The organism is Lactobacillus sp. ESL0679 (assembly GCF_029433515.1).
Taxonomy (GTDB): domain Bacteria; phylum Bacillota; class Bacilli; order Lactobacillales; family Lactobacillaceae; genus Lactobacillus.
Genome location: NZ_JAQTIG010000002.1, coordinates 1 through 14985, shown reverse-complemented (window position 1 = coordinate 14985; position 14985 = coordinate 1). Strand labels below are relative to the sequence as shown.

Sequence of the window (14985 nt, the reverse complement as noted above, 5' to 3'; positions counted from 1 at the left end):
TATTTTATTTAGTCAATTTAATATTTAATCCACTAAAGCCTTTCTTTAGGTCTTTTTGGAACTTAGCTTTTGATACGCCAATCTTTGGTAGATAGTGCCACGGATCAACGTGATTAGTGTTAGACAGTCCATGCTGAACAAGCCAGCTGTGGGTTTTAATTCCACGATAAGAGTTGGTATCCAAACTCAATGGGATATTGTACTTCTTTGCTGCCCATCTGAGCCAGTTGACATAGTGTTTATATGCTTTCATAGCTCTACGATGATTGGTAAACTCACATAATTCAATCTGAATTGGTGCCAGGCTGTTAGCAGGTTCTCCTGCACCCCATGCCTTGTAACTATAAGCACCCACACGATAGATACTCTTATCGTCAACAACCAAATGGACGTAGGTCTGCGAACTGTTAATGCCGTTTTTCATGTTTCTTGCAATCGCCCAAGCTTCTCCATTAAGTGTCCCAGTTGAGTGGGCAACGATAAACCGTGGTTGAGCCAGCTGTGAACTACCTTCATTATCTGCTAATTGATATTTCTTATTTACTTTCAACTTTAGTATCTTCTTTCTTGTCTGTATTCATTTTGGCTACTTCTTGCTCAGCAAAAGCACGAATTACCGCTTCAAGTGAAGTGTCAACCTTGATTCCGTGATTTACTAAAGTGTCTTCAACACTACTAATTACATTGTCCATCTTAGTTTTTCCAGGTAAATCAGTTGTTTCAGCTTGATGGACAAAAGCTTTTGCCAAATCTTCTACAAATAATAATGCTTTATTCTTGGTTACATGCTTAGTGGCATAAAAACCTACTAAAACGGCCAATAAAAATAACACAGCATACACTGTGTCAAACATAATTTTAACCATACTTAATCTCCTTTAAATCGTCGAAAGTGCTTTAGCTTCTTCGTACAATTTCGTTCCTAAACCATTACCGCCAAGAGCATGATAAACTTCATAAATCTGGTTCAGTCTTGTATATTGATTGCGTGTTGAATGGCCTTGCTTAATAATCACATGACATAATTCATCTAATTCAACATGCAAGTCCTCAACCTCACCAGCTTTTAGCTGCGTAACTAATTTAGTAAGTTCATCAACGCTTTGCTTGATTTTAGGAACTTGCTCCAATAATTCCTTTTCTGCCGCCACTTTCTTACGGTGACGGTGCCATAAGCCAGATACCCAAGTTATGATACCTAGCCTACTTAACCAATCCCACAAATTATTCCAGTCCAATAAAATAGCACCTACTTACTATTTTCAGTAGATGCTTCTGAATAATCTTCCCCTGTAATTCGTTTATACGCTGCAGCGTCAATCGTGCCCAGTGCTACAAACGAAGCAATTTTAGCTTTATCGTAAATCTTTGAATTATAAAGTGATTGATATACTTTTTCCATCATTGGTGCAAATTGTTTCAAATTAAACATTATTCAGCTTCCTTTCCAGTATCTGTTGTGGGCGTCCCTGCCATAGCTGCCATCATCTGTGAGACCATGTCAACAACATTGCCAACTTGTTGACCAATCGTTGTTTGACCTGATTGAAGCGAAGTGAGTGTCTGATCAATTGTTGTCTTATCATTCTTGATTGTTTGCGTATCCGTTTTGACGCTTTTAACATCCGCTGACAGCTGATTAATTAGCTGTCCTTGAGCATCAGGTGCAAACTCAAACCACTCACGCTTATTCCAGTCGTACTTAGGAGATTTAATAGACGGGGCTGGTGCCTCAGCCACAAAAGGATAAGGGATATAATCACCAAAAGGTTGTTCCTCTCTATCAATTGCATACGACACTTGATTGTCACTTCTGTAATAGATATATGTTTTTGCTTCTTCTGTCATTTTTAAATTTGCCTTTCTATATAAAAAAGCAACTTAGCTCTTTTGCTAAATTGCTTGCTTTCTAATAAATTTACTTAATCCGATAATATCGATAGAATTTAATTTTCCAATCGGACGTCGACTGAAAACTGCTTCTTTAGTAATCTCATAATTCTTATGTGTATCAACATAGGATTGCTTTTTAAGTCCTGCTTCCTGCCATTGCTTTATCGGATAATATAATTTTTTAATCTTACTTGATTTATTTTGATATTGACTTGTAATTTTAAACACTATTACATATTTTTTCTTAACAGCTAACACCAAAGCTGGTCGCACTTTACCACCATTTTGTTCGTCAAAAGGTACATTGGCGATGTATAACTCCATTGGCTGCATTAGCCATTAACCATCCAATCATGAAAATCAGGTGACTTTTTGGCATCATAATGTCCATTTTTATCAATATCAACTCTTTCGGTTGGAATATCTTTAATCAAGTCAGCCCATTCTAGTGCTGTTGGTAACTTTTTAATAATTAGTTCGTTATTACTAACACTAATTGATAATTCATCGCCGCCTTGCAATCCCAGTTTACGTCTTATTGCTACTGGAATAACAACCTGTCCTTTACTTGATAATTTTAAAGTTTGCTCTGTCATAATTTTTCCTCGCTTTTACATCTTACTTTTTACATTTTACTTAAAAGGTAAGTAAAAAGCAACTACTAAATCATAGCGGTGTCACACCGCCAAAATCCGATATTTTAATGTATGATTCCACACTTATCCAGCTACCTATTTTTTGTGTAGCTACCTTTACTAAAGCATAATCTTCTCCATTTTTAGTAATTATATTGTCAACCCAAGCTTCCATAACTGGAAAGCCTGATCGATCGCAAACTGCCCACTCAACAGAGTTATTAGCTTCTAAGATGCCATTATCATTAACAGTGTATGTTTGACACTCTTTCCCTGGATTTTTACCAAATCTGAATTTTTTTGGAAAATAATTGGCGCTAAGCCACGTTTGTCCCCCATAGCAAAAATGGTCATGTTTCTTGCCATTATACGTCAGCATGGAACCATCTCCATGCTGAATAAATGTCTAAGAAGGTTGATAGCTAGGGCTTTTACCCCCCCCCGAAATTACTTTCACAGTATCAGGGTCAACTGTGCATATTTTTACTCCTTCCTCCTCTCCATCATTCCAGTATCTAATATCTAATTCAGTTATAAAATATATTTTATTTTTCACTTTAGTAATGCCTTCTATTGTGGCAGTCTGATCACCATATGATGTAAAAGAATCATTAAAATAATCATAAGCTATCTGATAAGAAAGCCAGGTTCCATCTTTAACACTTATAGTTTTTCCAATCATGTCTCGTAATGATTTTTCAAATTTTTCACCATTTAAATAAAAATGGTCATGCTGCTTTCCATTATATGTTATTGCCATAATATCCCTTTCTAGTCGCCAAACACAATCACGCTAGGGTGTGCTTGCGAATATGTTAACGCGTCGACATCGGTACCTGCATCATGAGTGTACTCACGAGTTTCCAATGCAGTTACACGTCCTTTAAGATTGCTAATATCTTGTTTAGGCGCAATCAAAGTACCATTAGTATAGCTGTTAGCATTATTTTGAGCGCTAGTTGCTGCACTATCTGCATACTTCTTAGCTTTATCTAAAGCTAGATTAGCATCCAATTCCTCATCAGCAGGATTATGATTATACGTCATATTAGGCGGCAAACCATTTTCCCATTTCGCCAACTTAACTTCTCTATACTGCGTACCTGTTCCAGAAATATGAGCAGTAACATAAGTAGTTTGATCATAGCTGATGGTAGTAGTTACACTTGAGTATCCTGATTTTCCAGCTACAATAACATTTCCTTTAGCAACAGCAATGGCTTTATTTTGCGCATCATAAAGCCACAGTGCAACACAATTATCGCCTGCGTCTTTAGTGTTATCAATCCAAACACCAATAGAAAACTTATCTCCCTTAATAGCTGATACTTTGGTTTCATTTATCAGTCCATTCCCACCAATTGCTTGTAAGTAGGTTGAAGAATTAATTAGCAAATTTTCAGAATAACGAGGTATTGCGTTGACACTCACATCTGTATAACCTTTAGCAGCATACGCGCATTCGCTAATCAACTTCAGTGCAGTAGCTAGCTGTTCATTTGAGTAGCTGCCATCATTTTTTCTAATTGGAAAAGTGTAAGCATCATTCCCATTAGCAAAGAAGCCGCTATTGGTTAAAACGCGTCCAATCCATTCTACTTGATCGAAGAAGTGCTGTGACTTGCCATTAATTACAGGTTCACGTTGCGCATCACCGCCCCAAAGTCTTACGAAATTCTCTAGCAAGTGCTTAACCGTATGTCCATCAACTTGAGCAGTATCAATAGTGTCACCCACAGGTATTGTGATGTTGCCATCTTGTGTAGCATCGATACCATTCACAGTAGTAGCAAAATTGCGCCCATTGAGAAAATAATTAAAGTTAACAGAACCATTGTTAGCCCCATTAGCTTTAACATCATAACCATTAACTTTAATATCACTAATACCAAGAACATTACCTTTATTGCCATTAAAGCTAGTTACACCCGTATCAATATCAATATTGCCATTTTTATCTGGCTCATTATGATTTACTGACTTAACTTTACCTGCCGCAGCAACCTTATCATCAACTTCTTGCTTATTATAAACATCGGCTTTATTAGCCTTAGTCGTTTCGTCAGTATCAACTCGCTGCTTTAAGCCTTTAAAGTTATCATCATTAATTTTAGCTTGATCATAAGCATATTTTTCAGCTTCACCCTTAGCTTGATTGATTTGCTTGGTAACATCAGTTGAGTTTGCTTTAAGTCCAAGCTTCTGGTTAATGGCAGCCTTATCATAGACATCGGAGACATTGGCTTTCTTGCCTACTTCGGCTTCAACTGCCACTAAGTCCTGTTTAGTGGCCACACCTTCCTCAGTAACATTAATCGTTACATTACTAGACTGCCCAACTACCACATACATCGTTACGTTGAATTGGAACATTGCCTTGTTGTTAAAGTCAGGCATATGCTCCGGATCAACAGCTGTGGCAATGGCATACAAAAATTCGCTGCCGCCATCTTCTTTGGCATACAAACCAATCGCATTGACGCTGTATCCATGTGCCAATTCTTTGTTATTGAATTTCAAGTCCATGCCAATAACAGTGTCTTTATCTAGTGCTGAGTCCTCAACATCAGTAATCATGCCATATTGCATAATACTGGGTAATTCAGTTAAATTCTGCAAATCAGCAATGCTTTTATCAGACAAGTTCTCTGAGCTAGTAGCTGCTTTAGTAATGCTGAATTTGGCTCGTCCAGCGTTTACTTTCTTAGCTAGGTCAATCCCGGCATTCGTCAGCACGGTCTTATTATATTTTGACAATTTTTATCACTTCCTTTAAAAAATCTGCGACACATTTGCATCAATTACCGTTGTCACTTTTGATTTCATACCAATACCAATAAATAAATCATTACCAATTAGTGCCTGCTTCAAAGCAATCTTGATTTCGTAAAGCATGTTAGCCGGCAAATAAACATTCAGAATATAACGGATATTATCAACTTGCGCATCAGTAATATTGCTACTATTGCCCTCAACAATTGCATTACGCTTACCATAATCAATTGTGATATTGACTGGTATTTTCAAAGTATTAAACAATTCTCGCAAATATCTAATCGTTATCGGTCTAGGTGGCAGCAAATGCATCAGCACTCTGTTCTGCCTAGTAGCTAAATCATCGCCAAGACTTGGTTGCACACCAACCTGGTTCTCAAATACCGCAATACCTTTGCTATCGGTCTGCGTGACAAATTGATTGAGCAGCGTTCGAATTTGTTTACTCTCAAATTCATCTAAGACTTGCCCGTGTGCATGCATAATAGCTTGCATTTCGTACAAGTCCTGGTAATAATCTGGCAAGTAAGCCATTAAATCATTACTCATTTAGTGTCACCGTCCCTAAGATTGGCAATTGCGAAGTGCTATTATCAAACACCAATTTAATATCACTGTCAGCACCATTTAAGCTAGGGATTGTTGCGTTCATCACGCCTTCAATTTGCATGATTTGTGACAATATCTTTGAGCGGTAAATCATCATGGCATAACCGCGTCCAGTTTTCGGATCAATTAAATTCCATGAAGCACGCAAATTTTTGAAATACTCGGTTAATTGATCGTTAATTTGCTGCTTCACTGCATCTGCGCTGTGTTGACTGTCGATTTGAATATTTGTCGCAATATCAACGGTCAAAGCTGTGGGTGCAGTTACAGTAACCTGATGGTCAATCGGCGCTAAGCCATAACCTTGAGCTTCACTATCTGTAGGGTCAATCAGATTTTTGACCTTTGTAATTAAATCTTGATTAGCTGGCATTAAGTCATTATTTAAAATAACTAACTTAACACTCCCCGGACCATTCCAAACGGGGTAAACCTGTGTTGCACCGACCTCGGTAATCTTGCTGGTCATTGCTAGGTAGTCCGCAATATTGCCACCGTAGGCAATCCAATCATCTGAACCCAGCAGTCTGGCTCGTAAGTGGTCGTCCGTTTCTTCATCACGAGCTGGTGCGATAATTTCGGTAATCTCGGCCCAGGACAACTCGTCATTTGGCGTAACCGGTAAAATCTGCCCCAGATAGCCATTGGGTGTTGTCCCAGGGTCGTCAGCTGTCATTGCAACCGTTAAGTCATCATAAATTTGCGTAACGGTATAAAAAATAGGCGTTTCACCAATACTTGCGAATTGGTCGCCTACCTGTACATTTGTTAGTCCATTGCCATCATTATCAGTAATCTTCGCTTTAACTTCAGTTTGTGTCGCCGCATATCGAGCCGTCCCTCGTTCAGCCGCTCGATAATCCAAGAATTCGCCTTCAGCTGTTCTCACATATGTCTCCTTGATAATCATGGCCATACGTTGATTCTCCTGTGCCATAACCAAAGCTGCAGGAGCAATCGCATCATAAATAACGGAACCTTCACGCTTATCAATGTCGTCTGGTACTCCGTCCAGCATTTCTTCTATATAATAGTCAACGTCATGCTCTTCAAATTCCGCTGCTAAATCATCTGGTGTCACTTATCTTCACTTCACTTTCTATTGGCACATCCCCATATATTGTGGTGCAAGTCCCGGTCACAGATAACGTAGTGCCGTCTGACTGTTCAATCTTGTCAATAGCCACTTTAGTTACCCGGTCATCATCAAGTAAGGCCTCTTCCAGCATTCTTTTAATTTCAACGCGTGCATAAGAAAACGACTTACCGAATAAATCGGGTAAGTCGTTACCATACTGGTCTGAATATATTGGATAAACAAAGCGTTCAGTTTTTAGGATTTTATCAACGGCCTGCACCATCGCAGGTAATTCATCAACCTTGTTACGAATACGACCATTCTTAATTTGAAAAGTCAAAGTCGGTTGATCCTCCTCAACTTCTTCATCATTATCTTGATCTTCGTCAATCGTGTCTAAATCATCATCTTCATCAATAATTACAGCATCATCGTCCACAACTTACCACCTCCTTATTCTTTCATAAATAAGAATACCCGCCAAAATTATAATAATTATATCCAAGATTAATTTTATTATTTGCCATCGAGTCTCATGTTTTTTCATTTGAATAATCCTCAGTTTTTGCTATAATTACAGCAAAAGGGAAACGTTTCCGCTTCCCCTTTGCTTGTTACCTAAAAAGTTGGAACAATTGGAGTAACAAGCTCAAGATTGTTGCAAGACTTGCTAGAAAGCCGATCGCATTAGTAAACCGATTAAAGTTTACTTTGCGGTTGGCTTTTTTGCTTGCCCTGCGGTAATCTTTGCGAGTCATCTAACTCACTTCCTACTTATAGGCTAGTTGACTTCTCAGTCAACGTTTTTATTATACATAAAAGAGAATTATTTTACTATGTCAATTTTAATTTAACTTTCGGTTCACGCTCAAACAGGTAGAACTGCTGACCACCATCTGCTCGGATCATACTAACTTTATCGCCAGCTTTTAAACTGTTATCAAGCTCATATCTGACCTTTTCAATCAGTTCAGGACGATTGCCTGACGCACTACCAACTTTGTCACTGTGAGCATAAACTTTAACTCTGCCATTTAGTACAATCTTGCCGATGTTTTTGCCCATAACGATAAAATCATCGGTCAGAATCATGTCGTTGGCCAGTTGCACTTTCAGCGGGTCAACCGAATCAACTGTGCCATACACAATATCGCAATATTCATTGTCTGAGCCACCGCGCTCATGCATCATTCTGTAGAGTCGTTCGCCAGCCATGATGCCATCACCTTCATTTCTAAGCTGCAATTATAATCTGTCCCAAAGTTATGCGTTGCTTTCAAAATACCGCAATTCTTGATTGTCTTATAGCCTACGATCTTAACTTCAATCGAATTGCCAGCGACTAAATCAAGATTGCCTAAGCAATCAATTGTTAGTGTTTTATTAGCTAAATCCTTTTGCTTTAGGACGTTTTTAGCTTGCTTGACCATCTGCGCATGATTAGCCTTGCCCTTCTTATTCTGCGTAATTTGAAGCTTACCCCAACACTTCACGCTAGGCATTTTTTTAGTTACTGACTTAAAACTGGTCTTACTAGGATCATCCCCTGAAGCTGTAGCTGTCTTAGACTTAGACTTCTTGACATTTTTCTGAATAATCTTAACTACATTTGCCGTGTTATCGATGTCTTTAGAAAAAGTGAAGCTGATCATGCCAGAATCAGGATCTAAAATCAGCTTAAGCTTCTTACGCGGTGCTCGACATAGCTCAACCCGTGAGTAATTAGCGTAAATGAAGTACATATGCCCTGTTGACCGCAGCGTCTTAGATATTGCTGACTTGAGCATATCAAAGTAGCTTTTGCCGTCACAAACTTCTGCAGCTACCTTATGCTTAGGCTTATTAATCACTTTACAAGAAATACCAGCTCGCTTACAGACATTAGTAAACCGATCAGCGATTGTTCCAGTCTTCCACACAATGCTGTCTTGATTCTTCAAGTATCGCGTCTTATCGTAAGCCGTGACACTAACCGTCTTATCATTCTTTAACTATGACTTAAACACGTAACCATAGAATACTTTATGATGATCCCAATAAAATTTAACAATGCTGCCAAGTGCAGGTAGATAAGTCTTTCCCTGATAAACCAAATCAAAATTAAGTTGGCCCGCACTAAAATTTAGGTCAGTTACCCATTTCAGATTAGCTACAATGTTCTTAACATCGTAGCCTTTCTTTTTATCTCGTGACCATATTTGAAAAAAGGTTATCATGCTCGCTTCACATCACCTTTCTTAACCCAACCTCGTGCTCCTCCTGACAGCGTTGAAACGTGAATCGGGTACTTGTGGCCCGTTGCAATATTCGTAATCTTACGCTTTGCATTCTTCTCATAAGCCCCTGGTCCTCGACCGTCACTGTCTAAGTGCAGTCTGCCATTCACAATAACAGTTGAGCCACGACCAATCTTCTTAGCAGGGCTATTACGGCTCTTCTTATGACCTGACTTGCGCTTTTTCTTCTTTTTCTTAACTTTCTTGTAACTTGCCTTGCGATAATCTTTAAGCTCCAAAGTATAAACATATTCGCCATCATAACCGTCCTTAAAGCCTGGTTCGAAACTAGCAATCGTCATCGTCCTGCTTAGTTCGGTCGAAGCAACAACTAGCTGCACTCGACCTTTACTCTTCTGAATTTCTTCCAGCCAATCAATATAGTAGGTCGGCTCTCGAAAATCAGCTGTCGAAACAAAATGATCGTCTTTGGGGAAGGTACTTGCAATTTCGATAGTACTAAGTTTCAGCGGGCCAAGTTGATTGATTTCACCCAAGTTAATTACGGTTTGCGTCTTATCATCAGATTCATATTTGATTTTTAGGTCACTAGGATTAAGCGGCAACTCAATAGTTGAGTTATCGGCATAATTGGTTAAGTAGACGGCAAATCTATCATCATTATCATCCATTAGAGCCTCCTATTATCAATTTCAACCATTCGTCTCTCAATAGCGTCAAGCACATCATCTGCCGTCTGTTGTGGTTCACTCGCACCATTAACCACAATGGCACCTTTAGCAATGGTCACTACTTGGCTGTTACTGTTGCTACTACGATTAGAAAATACCTGGCTACGTGCCAAACTTGCCGGTGTTATTGAACCAGAGCTTGCATAATTAACTCCCACAGTTCCGCCGGTATTGGCGGCATCAATTAATCCAGCTCCTGCAGCACCAACTAAACTAGCCGTTTTATTCATCCCTAAAGCCATACCTTGACCGATAAAGCTACCAACTTCAGCAAACAACCTTGATGGTGAGTGAATTCGCGCTTTTGCACGTGCTGCTCGATTAGCTTGTGCAACTAGGGCATTGGCTGCAGCAGCGACCGCACCAACCTCTGAACGCATACCTGCTGCAAGTCCAGCACCAATCATAACGCCAGCTGACCGCATGGCACCTGCACCACTTCTAGCAACGGCAACAGACCTTGTAATAGCAGAATGAACAGCAGCTACCATTCGATTGCCACCACTTCTAACTGCAGTAACAGCCTGATTCATACCAGACCTGACTGCAGAAACGACGCCTGTCATTGATGGCTTACCTACATGAGGAGCTGAAATATTTCTTAGTTTCGGCATCTTAGGTTGTGGAATAACTGGTCTTGCAACTTTAACATGCAATGTCTTTAGCTTAGGTGCTTTAGGCGTTGGTATTTTAGGTTTGGCAACTTTAGTATGAATTGTTTTCATTTTAGGAGCCTTGGGTGTTGGCACCTTAGAAGTAGCAACTTTCATTTTAATCGGTTTACTGCCAAGCTTAGACTGAACTGCTTGTTGTGTACTATTTAATTTAGAAGTATCTGCTTTAACCGGAATTTTAGCTCCAGTTTGAAATTTTCTGATTGGATCAGTATCAAATGTATAGCCAACTTTGACCTTCTTATTTAAAGCTAATTTATTACCAGTTACATTGCCCATATTCATGATTGAAGCATTGCTCTGAGCGATGTTAGGCATTTTAATATTATTCATATCAGAACTAGTTGTTTTAGCTTTACTGTCTAAATTATCTAACACATTCATGACATTAGCTGTTGCACCATTATTAGCAATATCTCCAACTTTGCCAAATGTACTACCAATACTGCCTAAATCGGATTTCAAATCATTAATTGCATTTTTGGCATTACTAAAGCTCCAATTGAAAGTAACCAAATCTCTAAACGCTTGAAGAACAATATTAATCACATCAACAAGTGCTCTAAAAGCATAAATTATAATGGCAACGTCATCTATTAAAATGGTAATAGTATCAACTACAATTGCTATTGCCATTGCTAAAGAGTAAAGTGCAACAACAACGACACCAGCTATGATTCTACCAACACCACCTAACAATGAGCCTACAGGGCTTAAAGCATTACTCAAAGTTCCGATAGCTTGTCTAAATGGTTCAAAAATTGTTCCTAGATTACTAAAAAGATTAGAAATAAAATCATGAAATCCTAAAAAGTTGTTCTGCCATGCCCATACTGCTGCAACAATTACTACTGTTATAACTGCTAAAACGGCAGCAATTGAACCGGCTGCAGCTCCAATTGAACCGGCTGCAGCTCCAATTGCACTTAAAACTTCTGGTCCAATTGAAGATACTATTTCCATAATTTTAGAAATAGCACTGCCTATCGACGATATTCCACTAACTACGCCTTTTATAGTTTTCAGCGCTACCAATGCACCAGCAAATATTTGAATTGCTTTAGCAACTTGCTTTATTTGACCCGGATTTAATCGACTTATATTTCGTAATCCTGCAACAACAGCTGTGAATACGAGTCCTTTCATACCACTTTTTAAAATAATAAAAGCGGCACCTAAAGCTTCAAGTGTAGCAGGATTCATTTGTCCTAATGCTCTAGCTATTCCATCTATCGCATTAGCAGCTCCACTTACTACACTACCTGCGAAACTACCAAGTTGAGTAAAGAAATTATTATTTCCCCCAGATGAAGCTTTAGTCATAATGTCGTTAATAGTATTACCAATATCATGGAACATATCATTTATTGCAGACAAAGCGCCAGTTGACTGAAAGCCATTAATCACATCATCAAAAGCTGACTTAATTTTATCGAACGCATTTAAAGCTTTGTCCGCAAGTCTATCAAAGTTCATATCACTTAATTTATCAGATAATTTACTAATGGCATCAATGCCAATTTGACTAAACTTCTTGAACTGTGGTTGCAGTTTATTAGCCAAAGTTTCTCTCAAACCATCTGCTGCTTGACCTACAGTCTTATACTGTGTTGCCATCTTGCTGAAGTTTGCATTTGTTCCGACTTCAGCAATGGCCTTTAACAAGTCAGCAGACTTTAATGAACTATTCTTGCCTTGAGAATTAGCAATCAACTGCGCCGTTGTCATGTGCATTTTTTTGGCAACTGCCGACATCCCTGCTGGCGCCTGTTCCATCATTAGCTTTAAGTCTTGCCACTGAACCATTGGCTTAGCAGCCATTTGCGTAGCTTGTTCTGACAAGGTCTTCATTGCTTGTTTTGGATCAGTAGCCGAAGCGGCTAATCCAGCAAAGCCTTTAACTAATTGATCAGTATTCTTGGTTCCAATCGCGGCTAACTGACTGTAAGTTGAAGCCATATCACTAGATGAATAAATAGTTGCTTGAGCAAATTGCTGCATTGATGATTTAGCACTAGCTATCTGAGCTGGTGTCTTACCAATTTGTTGCATATTGCCTTCAAAAGTATCCCAAGCTACCGTTGACTCGTTTAGTTCGCCAACCATACTGCGTACGCCATTACTAGCTAATGCCATGCCTTTGCTAATCGTACTGCCAACAACTTGCGCGCCAACCATTGACTTAAAAAAGCCGTTAGATTGCTTAGTTGCATTACCAAACATGTTGCCACCATTCAGCGCACCCTTAAGTTTGTCAAAGCCGCTTGTACCTGCATTAAGTCCTGACTCAAGCTTTCTTAGCGTTCCACTAAAAGCATCATTCAACCTAATAGTTGTTTCAATTACTCCCATCTAAAACCTCCTTTCTTGCAATAACAAAAAAGGGCAAGACCTAATCATTAGACCTTGCTCTCCCTTTCCATTTTCTTTATTTCTTCTTCCTCATGTTTCTGTCTAACTTCAATTGACGCAATAATTAATGACTGCTCTCTTGTACTTAACTCTGTCCATTGCTTAGGTGTCCAGTGATATTCATTAAGTACGTAGTGATAAGCGCCAAAGTCGCCAACTGAGTTCTCTATTAGTTTTTTGCTGTATTAATTACCGCTTCAGAATCTTCAATTCCTGAAATCTTCATAATGCGATCAGCAAGTTCACTATATTCGCCAATAGTTAACATTCTCTGCAGCAATTTAGCAGCATCGCCATCAACTACACTATAACTTTTCATCAGTTCTGCATTGTGAAGGTCAGGCGAAACCACACTGGCTTCGACAATTAAATCAGTAAATTTGTTTTGGTCAGTTTGAGCCTCATATTGATGTGTCTTACTGTTCAATTCTTGCTTAGTTGCCTGATTGCGTAATCTAGTCACATCTTCAGCCAATAGTGACTTGATTTTAAACGGCGATTTAAAACGTTTAAATTTAACGTTTTCCGTTTTGACAGGGTTTTCAACATTTTCCATTAAAAAGTCTTTAATATTTTCAGCCATCATTATTCTCCTTAAGCTAAACTACCGTTAAATTCATTGATTAAGCTAAATCCTTCAAACGAGAAGTCAGATTTAACTTCCATTACACCATCGTCTGCTTTGAAATCGGCAATCGGAATAGTGTCTAAGTTGACGTTATTGAGTTGAACAACTTGCTTACCCCAATCAGTCGTCTTGTCTTCAATTGTTAAAGTAATGTCAAAGTACAAATCACGACCATTCTGAACGTACGGCATTGCTTGCTTAATCCAATTAGAGTTAATCAAGTAGCCGCTCAACGTTCCAGTTCCTTCAATGGAAGTGGTCTTCTTCCGCTTCCAGTGCGTACCTAGTGTTTGAATATCTTCCTTTTTCTTTTCCAATTTGGCTGTAAATTCGTTGCACTCAATCATCTTATAGACTTGACCACTAATCGTTAATGTTACAGTCGCTTCTTTAGTAGAAATCGCATTTCTACCATTTAAAAAATCACTTGCTTCTAAAGGCATATTGTTCCTCCTTATCCTACGTTAATCGTGACATACAGTTTTTCCATTGCGTCCACAGGCTTGACTGCCAAATCAACAACGACGGAATCACTGTCTTCGCCCGGATTAACCGTAATATCAGTTGCACTAAAGTCTTGAATCACATTACTGTCGTTTAATCCTTGTAAATAACTTACTCGATTAGCCTTAAATAAATCACGGCCAGCTGCGTTATTACCAACTTTGCCCAAGTAGCTTTGTTCAAAGACTTGTTCAGTATCTGTCGCAATCTCGTCCAATACCCGCAGAACCTTGTTTTTACTGAAACTCTTAGGCTTATCCTTAGTAAACTTCATCAGTGAATTGATGTCCTGCTCAATTACAACTCGTTGACCTGGTCGCGTTGAAAAGACAATCTGACCAGCATTCAGTGCTGCGATAGTTTTTTCATTATTTAGTCGCGGATTAGCGCTAATTGCATCTTCAATCTCTGTATAAGTCAGTGAGGCTGACCCATCAACTGAACTTGACAATCCAGCAAAGTAACCAGTTGCATCAGTCACAGATAAAGCAGCGCCATCGCTCAACGTTAAGCCGTTAGCGACAACTGAAATGCCTTCGTAATTGATGTTATTGATACTTGAACTTGCCGGAATCACACCGCGAATCTTCATGCCTTCTGTATCTCTTAGACGCTTAACCGTGGTAACTAACAAGCTATGAATATTGCTGTTTTCTGGATAACCTGCTGTGGTGACAACTGAGTAGTTCTCGGTTTCCATTACATCAGACATTAGATCTTCAGTATTAGCAAGCGTGGTTGTCCCACCAGTTAGCTTATAGCTTGCTGCTGCGCTGATTGCTTCCAACTTACTTTGACCACCATCTTCA

General features: G+C 39.0%; 21 protein-coding genes. All 21 read right to left on the bottom strand.

The window, feature by feature from the left end; all coding sequences use genetic code 11:
- Nucleotides 1-4: 4 nt before the first annotated feature.
- Nucleotides 5-550 (bottom strand): peptidoglycan recognition family protein, encoded by a 546-nt coding sequence (locus tag PT287_RS03160; RefSeq protein ID WP_277132509.1) that lies wholly within the window; start codon nucleotides 548-550, stop codon nucleotides 5-7.
- Entirely contained in the window at nucleotides 537-866 is a 330-nt protein-coding gene (locus tag PT287_RS03155; RefSeq protein ID WP_277132507.1) for a phage holin, LLH family, read from the bottom strand. Before PT287_RS03155 ends, PT287_RS03160 begins: the two co-directional genes overlap by 14 nt.
- Before the next feature lie 12 nt (nucleotides 867-878).
- Entirely contained in the window at nucleotides 879-1238 is a 360-nt protein-coding gene (locus PT287_RS03150) for a hypothetical protein (RefSeq protein ID WP_277132505.1), read from the bottom strand.
- A gap of 11 nt (nucleotides 1239-1249) precedes the next feature.
- Nucleotides 1250-1432: an XkdX family protein gene (locus tag PT287_RS03145; protein WP_277132503.1), complete on the bottom strand. Its 183-nt coding sequence runs from the start codon at nucleotides 1430-1432 to the stop codon at nucleotides 1250-1252.
- Nucleotides 1432-1848 carry a hypothetical protein gene (locus tag PT287_RS03140; protein WP_277132502.1) on the bottom strand — a complete coding sequence of 139 codons (417 nt, stop codon included), beginning with the start codon at nucleotides 1846-1848 and terminating at the stop codon, nucleotides 1432-1434. Before PT287_RS03140 ends, PT287_RS03145 begins: the two co-directional genes overlap by 1 nt.
- Nucleotides 1849-1893: 45 nt before the next feature.
- On the bottom strand, nucleotides 1894-2226 hold the full coding sequence (locus PT287_RS03135; RefSeq protein WP_277132500.1) for a type II toxin-antitoxin system PemK/MazF family toxin: 333 nt from the start codon (nucleotides 2224-2226) through the stop codon (nucleotides 1894-1896).
- Nucleotides 2226-2489 carry an AbrB/MazE/SpoVT family DNA-binding domain-containing protein gene (locus PT287_RS03130; RefSeq protein ID WP_277132499.1) on the bottom strand — a complete coding sequence of 88 codons (264 nt, stop codon included), beginning with the start codon at nucleotides 2487-2489 and terminating at the stop codon, nucleotides 2226-2228. The genes PT287_RS03135 and PT287_RS03130 overlap by 1 nt, the downstream gene beginning before the upstream one ends.
- Nucleotides 2490-2559: 70 nt before the next feature.
- Nucleotides 2560-2907: a hypothetical protein gene (locus PT287_RS03125; RefSeq protein WP_277132497.1), complete on the bottom strand. Its 348-nt coding sequence runs from the start codon at nucleotides 2905-2907 to the stop codon at nucleotides 2560-2562.
- Nucleotides 2908-2934: 27 nt separating this feature from the next.
- Nucleotides 2935-3288 (bottom strand): hypothetical protein, encoded by a 354-nt coding sequence (locus PT287_RS03120; protein WP_277132496.1) that lies wholly within the window; start codon nucleotides 3286-3288, stop codon nucleotides 2935-2937.
- Nucleotides 3289-3299: 11 nt separating this feature from the next.
- Complete coding sequence (locus PT287_RS03115) at nucleotides 3300-5285, bottom strand: hypothetical protein (protein WP_277132495.1); 1986 nt, start codon at nucleotides 5283-5285, stop codon at nucleotides 3300-3302.
- Between the two features lie 15 nt (nucleotides 5286-5300).
- Nucleotides 5301-5852 (bottom strand): putative phage tail protein, encoded by a 552-nt coding sequence (locus PT287_RS03110; RefSeq protein ID WP_277132492.1) that lies wholly within the window; start codon nucleotides 5850-5852, stop codon nucleotides 5301-5303.
- Complete coding sequence (locus tag PT287_RS03105) at nucleotides 5845-6993, bottom strand: baseplate J/gp47 family protein (RefSeq protein WP_277132491.1); 1149 nt, start codon at nucleotides 6991-6993, stop codon at nucleotides 5845-5847. The genes PT287_RS03110 and PT287_RS03105 overlap by 8 nt, the downstream gene beginning before the upstream one ends.
- Nucleotides 6980-7381 (bottom strand): DUF2634 domain-containing protein, encoded by a 402-nt coding sequence (locus PT287_RS03100; RefSeq protein ID WP_277132965.1) that lies wholly within the window; start codon nucleotides 7379-7381, stop codon nucleotides 6980-6982. Before PT287_RS03100 ends, PT287_RS03105 begins: the two co-directional genes overlap by 14 nt.
- A 443-nt stretch (nucleotides 7382-7824) precedes the next feature.
- Nucleotides 7825-8205: a DUF2577 domain-containing protein gene (locus tag PT287_RS03095; protein WP_277132489.1), complete on the bottom strand. Its 381-nt coding sequence runs from the start codon at nucleotides 8203-8205 to the stop codon at nucleotides 7825-7827.
- Entirely contained in the window at nucleotides 8178-8930 is a 753-nt protein-coding gene (locus PT287_RS03090) for a late control protein D (protein WP_277132487.1), read from the bottom strand. Before PT287_RS03090 ends, PT287_RS03095 begins: the two co-directional genes overlap by 28 nt.
- A 51-nt stretch (nucleotides 8931-8981) precedes the next feature.
- Nucleotides 8982-9206 carry a hypothetical protein gene (locus PT287_RS03085; protein WP_277132485.1) on the bottom strand — a complete coding sequence of 75 codons (225 nt, stop codon included), beginning with the start codon at nucleotides 9204-9206 and terminating at the stop codon, nucleotides 8982-8984.
- The gene (locus PT287_RS03080) at nucleotides 9203-9898 is read right to left on the bottom strand and encodes a hypothetical protein (protein ID WP_277132484.1); all 696 of its coding nucleotides are present in this window, start codon (nucleotides 9896-9898) and stop codon (nucleotides 9203-9205) included. The genes PT287_RS03085 and PT287_RS03080 overlap by 4 nt, the downstream gene beginning before the upstream one ends.
- On the bottom strand, nucleotides 9898-12984 hold the full coding sequence (locus tag PT287_RS03075; protein WP_277132482.1) for a tape measure protein: 3087 nt from the start codon (nucleotides 12982-12984) through the stop codon (nucleotides 9898-9900). The genes PT287_RS03080 and PT287_RS03075 overlap by 1 nt, the downstream gene beginning before the upstream one ends.
- Nucleotides 12985-13213: 229 nt before the next feature.
- The gene (locus PT287_RS03070; RefSeq protein ID WP_277132481.1) at nucleotides 13214-13627 is read right to left on the bottom strand and encodes a hypothetical protein; all 414 of its coding nucleotides are present in this window, start codon (nucleotides 13625-13627) and stop codon (nucleotides 13214-13216) included.
- 11 nt (nucleotides 13628-13638) lie between these two features.
- Nucleotides 13639-14115, bottom strand: coding sequence for a phage tail tube protein (locus tag PT287_RS03065; RefSeq protein WP_277132479.1), 477 nt, complete (start codon nucleotides 14113-14115; stop codon nucleotides 13639-13641).
- 11 nt (nucleotides 14116-14126) lie between these two features.
- Nucleotides 14127-14985: phage tail sheath C-terminal domain-containing protein (locus PT287_RS03060; RefSeq protein ID WP_277132477.1), on the bottom strand; the 859-nt coding region annotated here is incomplete at its 5' end.

What these genes read in the sequence shown, in the direction of transcription:
- PT287_RS03065 (WP_277132479.1), bottom strand. Translation starts at nt 14,115, where the DNA reads ATGCCTTTAGAAGCAAGTGATTTTTTAAATGGTAGAAATGCGATTTCT.
- PT287_RS03135 (WP_277132500.1), bottom strand. Translation starts at nt 2,226, where the DNA reads ATGCAGCCAATGGAGTTATACATCGCCAATGTACCTTTTGACGAACAA.
- PT287_RS03070 (WP_277132481.1), bottom strand. Translation starts at nt 13,627, where the DNA reads ATGGCTGAAAATATTAAAGACTTTTTAATGGAAAATGTTGAAAACCCT.
- PT287_RS03125 (WP_277132497.1), bottom strand. Translation starts at nt 2,907, where the DNA reads ATGCTGACGTATAATGGCAAGAAACATGACCATTTTTGCTATGGGGGA.
- PT287_RS03155 (WP_277132507.1), bottom strand. Translation starts at nt 866, where the DNA reads ATGGTTAAAATTATGTTTGACACAGTGTATGCTGTGTTATTTTTATTG.
- PT287_RS03075 (WP_277132482.1), bottom strand. Translation starts at nt 12,984, where the DNA reads ATGGGAGTAATTGAAACAACTATTAGGTTGAATGATGCTTTTAGTGGA.
- PT287_RS03085 (WP_277132485.1), bottom strand. Translation starts at nt 9,206, where the DNA reads ATGATAACCTTTTTTCAAATATGGTCACGAGATAAAAAGAAAGGCTAC.
- PT287_RS03110 (WP_277132492.1), bottom strand. Translation starts at nt 5,852, where the DNA reads ATGAGTAATGATTTAATGGCTTACTTGCCAGATTATTACCAGGACTTG.
- PT287_RS03095 (WP_277132489.1), bottom strand. Translation starts at nt 8,205, where the DNA reads ATGGCTGGCGAACGACTCTACAGAATGATGCATGAGCGCGGTGGCTCA.
- PT287_RS03140 (WP_277132502.1), bottom strand. Translation starts at nt 1,848, where the DNA reads ATGACAGAAGAAGCAAAAACATATATCTATTACAGAAGTGACAATCAA.
- PT287_RS03120 (WP_277132496.1), bottom strand. Translation starts at nt 3,288, where the DNA reads ATGGCAATAACATATAATGGAAAGCAGCATGACCATTTTTATTTAAAT.
- PT287_RS03080 (WP_277132484.1), bottom strand. Translation starts at nt 9,898, where the DNA reads ATGGATGATAATGATGATAGATTTGCCGTCTACTTAACCAATTATGCC.
- PT287_RS03130 (WP_277132499.1), bottom strand. Translation starts at nt 2,489, where the DNA reads ATGACAGAGCAAACTTTAAAATTATCAAGTAAAGGACAGGTTGTTATT.
- PT287_RS03145 (WP_277132503.1), bottom strand. Translation starts at nt 1,432, where the DNA reads ATGTTTAATTTGAAACAATTTGCACCAATGATGGAAAAAGTATATCAA.